Raw genomic sequence first — 3,981 nt, forward strand, 5'->3', positions numbered from 1 at the left:
TTCTTGTATAATATTAAACCAACTAAATTAATGTTCTTATTTTTCAAAAAACTGTTCAGGATTTTTTCAGACAACCACAAAGTAATGCAGCCAACTGCCCTCGGCAGGAAATATTATCCATTAGTCAAAACAGCGGCCGTTCATGAGGCAGGTCACGCCTTTGGAGCCTATCTTGCAAATTGGAAGGTGAAAACGGTATGTGTATTACATGCTAATGAAAAACTGGAAACAGCAAGTACAGAGTACAACTACGGACAGGACACCCAGCTGGTATACAAGATCGAAACCTACCTGAGCAATCCGCAAATTTTTGAAACTCTGGATGGAAAAGAACAAAGTCAAGTTCTGGAAATATTAGACCGCAGGCTTATACTTGTTCATGCCGGTCCGATTGCAGAACAAAAACTGAATAACATTCCAACATTAATAGATGTACTTCACAAGGACAGCCTAGATTTAAAGAGAATAGAATTTATTGAGAATTTTCTTAATGAGAATAACCTTGATGCTTATGAAGTTTCTAGGCGTGCAATCCACACTATAAAGAAACACTTTTCGGTACCTGAAACCTGGGAAAAAGTACTTGCCCTTGGAGAAATGTTGGAAACTGAAAATAAAAAAATTGATAGTACCAAAGTAGAATCATTCTGCCTTGACCAGTTCGTTTAACAATACTCTCCGGCAAATATTATTTTAAATAGCAAGATGATTCCAAGTATAACCCAGAAAACAAGAGTTACTTCATCCGACAAAAAAAATGGAATTGAACCGGTTAACAGGCTCTTTCTTATTGGTAATGGCTTCGACTGTGCACATGGTCTTCAGACGAGTTACAATCATTTTATTCTATGGTATGTTACATACTGTTTTACCCAGGCAGATGAAAAGGGTGAGTATAATGATCCGCTAATCAATATTCACAGACATAAGCATATATCTATAGACAGTGGTTACATCAAAACATTTAAGGATTACCTTAATCATTTTTACGAATGTGGATTCTCTGGCCTAGACCAGCAGAGAATCCATTTCAAGAACACATTAAATACGAATGTTCATAATCCTTATGCCGTCAACATACTTTCTGGTTTCTTCAGAAGGTTACTTTCAAAGTGTTCTAACACCAACTGGGTTGAAATAGAGAATGAGTATTATACATTTTTAAAGGAAATCCTGTATTCAGAAAAACTGGAAAAAAGATCAGCTGTCCTCGAAGATCTTCACACCAGGTTCGCTTTTATTATACAAATGCTCGAAAAGTACTTAGTGCAGATTCCAGTACCTGAGCCTATTGAGGGGTATAGAAGCATTATCGATGGCCCGATTCTGGCAAGAGATATTGTTAGTCCCGTGAAAATGAAAGAAGAGCAGTTGCCAAACGAAACATTAATACTCAATTTCAATTACACACCAACGATAAACGCCTATTTCCCCAAGGATCCGAAATTTGTAGCCCCCTACAACCTTAATAAAAGAATTAACTTCATTCATGGGGAACTCAGTACTCCTGAAAACCCGATAATCTTTGGTTTCGGAGATGAACTGGATAAGGATTATGAGAAAATGGAACTGGAGAAGTCTAAAGGCTTCTTTGCATACATTAAATCATTCTGGTATTTTAAAACCTCGAACTATCACAACATGATTCGCTTTATCGATTCCGGTAAATTCCAGATTTGTGTCCTAGGGCACTCCTGCGGACTTTCCGACCGCACAATGCTAAATATGATCTTCGAACATTCCAATTGTATCTCTATAAAGATCTATTATCATGGCAACCAGAATGAAAATAACTACACAGAAATTACGCAAAACATTTCACGTCATTTCCGAAACAAACCAGACATGAGAAAAAAAATTGTTCCCTTTGACAAAACTGAACCAATGCCTCAGGCCATAAATGATTATTAATCAATATTATAATGAAACTAAGAAATTCTATTGCTAATGAATCAGAGATCCCATATATTATACAACTATAAAACGATAAAGAAGATTGAAACGATGTAAAAACCTAACGCCTGATCCGAACCATAACAATTACAATCAGTCCCCACTTTTAAGAATTTTAATTACTGAAAATAAGTAAGTAAAAATCCTTCAGAGAATAAAGCATATTTCGATTGTCCTTTAAAATTTGACATAGATAAAATCTTGAACTGTTTATAAAATCTCCGTCGCGAAATATCCATTAAGCGCAATGGACTTAACGTTTGAAAGTATAGAACGTACTACGTTACAAAAATTTGGAAATGTAAATCATTGGTAGCACCTTACAAATGCGTTAAGCTCTTGTCTTTCAACATCTAAACAAATTTGCATAGGAACTTAAAAGTTATCAACCTTAATTTGGGCTGTTTTCCTGAAAATACTCTTTTAGCACGCTAGGAAACTTTTGTCTGGTAAGTAGCAGATCGCCGTTAATTTTATCGTATGAAAGAATTGTACAACCAATTTGAACTACATTAATTTTTTGAAGATAATTCGCACGGAAGATCTGCGACAGTTAGAAACGATTGTGAACGAGAACTATTGAATCTGTTTGAAGAAGCTAGTAACAGCCTAAATCTCAAGATTAAAATTGAATCTAAACCTCCGAAAATGGCGGCTTCATCGAAATTTGGGAATTCATAAGTGCCAATAAGGAGTTGATCACATTGCTAATCTCCGCCCTGACCTTAATTATGTCTAGAGTTCCTGTTCAAAACCGGAAACTCACCAAACTTCAAATCGAAAATTTGAAGCTAGATAATCGGCTAAAGCGAGAGGAACTACTAAAACTCGGTATTGAAAATTTTGACCTGGCTGACGAGAAAATGCTTACCAAGATCATCAATTATCTGATGAAGAATTATAGGATTGTTTGGCGAAGATCGAACTTTTTCAAAAAACTGCGCCAGTATCCAAAAGTAATTAAAATCACCATCAACAAGTTAAAAAATCTCGTTCCCGGTCCAGAAGAATTGAGTCTAAATGCTGACGATTTCGAAAATTACATATTAATCGATGAAAACATACCAGACATCACTGGCCAAACAGCAGAAATAGATCTGATATCCTCAGCACTTAAAAATGGTAAATTTAAATGGAAAGGCTTTTTAAATAATCAAATCATTGATTTCGAGATGCTGGACGCCCCCTTCAAACAACAAGTATTTCAGGGGAGTATCGAACACAACAACAAAGTAAAGCTCAAAGTCGAGCTCAAACATTCACGAAAAATTGACGATACAGGAAAAATAAGGATCACGCGATATTATGTAACCAAGGTCTTGAGTTACTCTATAAACGGAATCGATCACGAAAGAACATAACGCTCCTATGCATGGGAGGGGGATTAAGCTGCATCTTCACTTACACAAGGAACCCCTTGTTGACTAAAATAATCTCGTAAGCCTTTAAGCAAAATCAAACAGTGCTTAAAATTCTCTCTTTGAATTTCATTTTCTACTTCGTGATCCAAAAATACATCATATCTTGCCTGTTCAGAATATTTCTGAATCTGGCTGTAACTCCTCCATAAAAAATTAGGTACTTGAGTTATTGGTCTATTATTACATCGCCTAGGATCGAAACTATTTGCTATATCGTAATGTGTATTTCCTGGATCAACTTCCCTTTTTTCGCAAAATGCCCTTAAAAGGTGTAGCGCTGTATAGAATGTAGCAGTTACTTTCCAATCAAAATAGTTATCTGGATAATTATTGCAGCATTCAGCTACAAAATTTTCATTATGGAGAGCTTGATTGAGATGAGCTTGCATTAATTCAGAATAATTTCCCCTTTCAAATTTGCTTTATCCATCACCCGCTCAGGTAAAAATTTTATCATTACAGGGAGTTTATCATATATTTTTAACTCATCATAGATTGTCAAAAAATCGAAGAACTCTTCTCTAACACTAGGTATATCATTTTTGAGGACAACATAATAAATAAGTTTACTTTGTTCGTCAAGATAAAAAGCCTTTAGTATATCAGC

The 3,981-nt window shown here is 35.4% G+C and carries 5 protein-coding genes; 3 read left to right on the forward strand and 2 right to left on the reverse strand.

Annotated elements, in window-relative coordinates:
• The 3 genes from DBR11_RS26475 to DBR11_RS26485 form a co-directional block, all read left to right on the forward strand.
• A partial coding sequence (locus DBR11_RS26475; protein ID WP_233260922.1) for a hypothetical protein occupies positions 1 to 669 on the forward strand: 669 nt, incomplete at its 5' end.
• 36 nt (positions 670 to 705) lie between these two features.
• Entirely contained in the window at positions 706 to 1,911 is a 1,206-nt protein-coding gene (locus DBR11_RS26480) for an AbiH family protein (RefSeq protein ID WP_108555571.1), read from the forward strand.
• A gap of 773 nt (positions 1,912 to 2,684) precedes the next feature.
• The gene (locus tag DBR11_RS26485) at positions 2,685 to 3,314 is read left to right on the forward strand and encodes a hypothetical protein (protein ID WP_108555572.1); all 630 of its coding nucleotides are present in this window, start codon (positions 2,685 to 2,687) and stop codon (positions 3,312 to 3,314) included.
• A gap of 23 nt (positions 3,315 to 3,337) precedes the next feature.
• On the opposite strand, the gene DBR11_RS26490 is transcribed toward DBR11_RS26485, so the two are convergent.
• Together DBR11_RS26490 and DBR11_RS30405 are read right to left on the reverse strand one after the other, a co-directional pair.
• A complete protein-coding gene (locus DBR11_RS26490; RefSeq protein WP_108555573.1) occupies positions 3,338 to 3,763 on the reverse strand; it encodes a hypothetical protein in 426 nt (141 codons plus the stop codon).
• The coding region (locus tag DBR11_RS30405; protein WP_233260923.1) for a hypothetical protein at positions 3,763 to 3,981 on the reverse strand (219 nt) is incomplete at its 5' end. The genes DBR11_RS26490 and DBR11_RS30405, both read right to left, overlap by 1 nt.

The sequence above is a fragment of the Pedobacter sp. HMWF019 genome (genome assembly GCF_003061025.1).
Classification (GTDB): Bacteria; Bacteroidota; Bacteroidia; order Sphingobacteriales; family Sphingobacteriaceae; genus Pedobacter.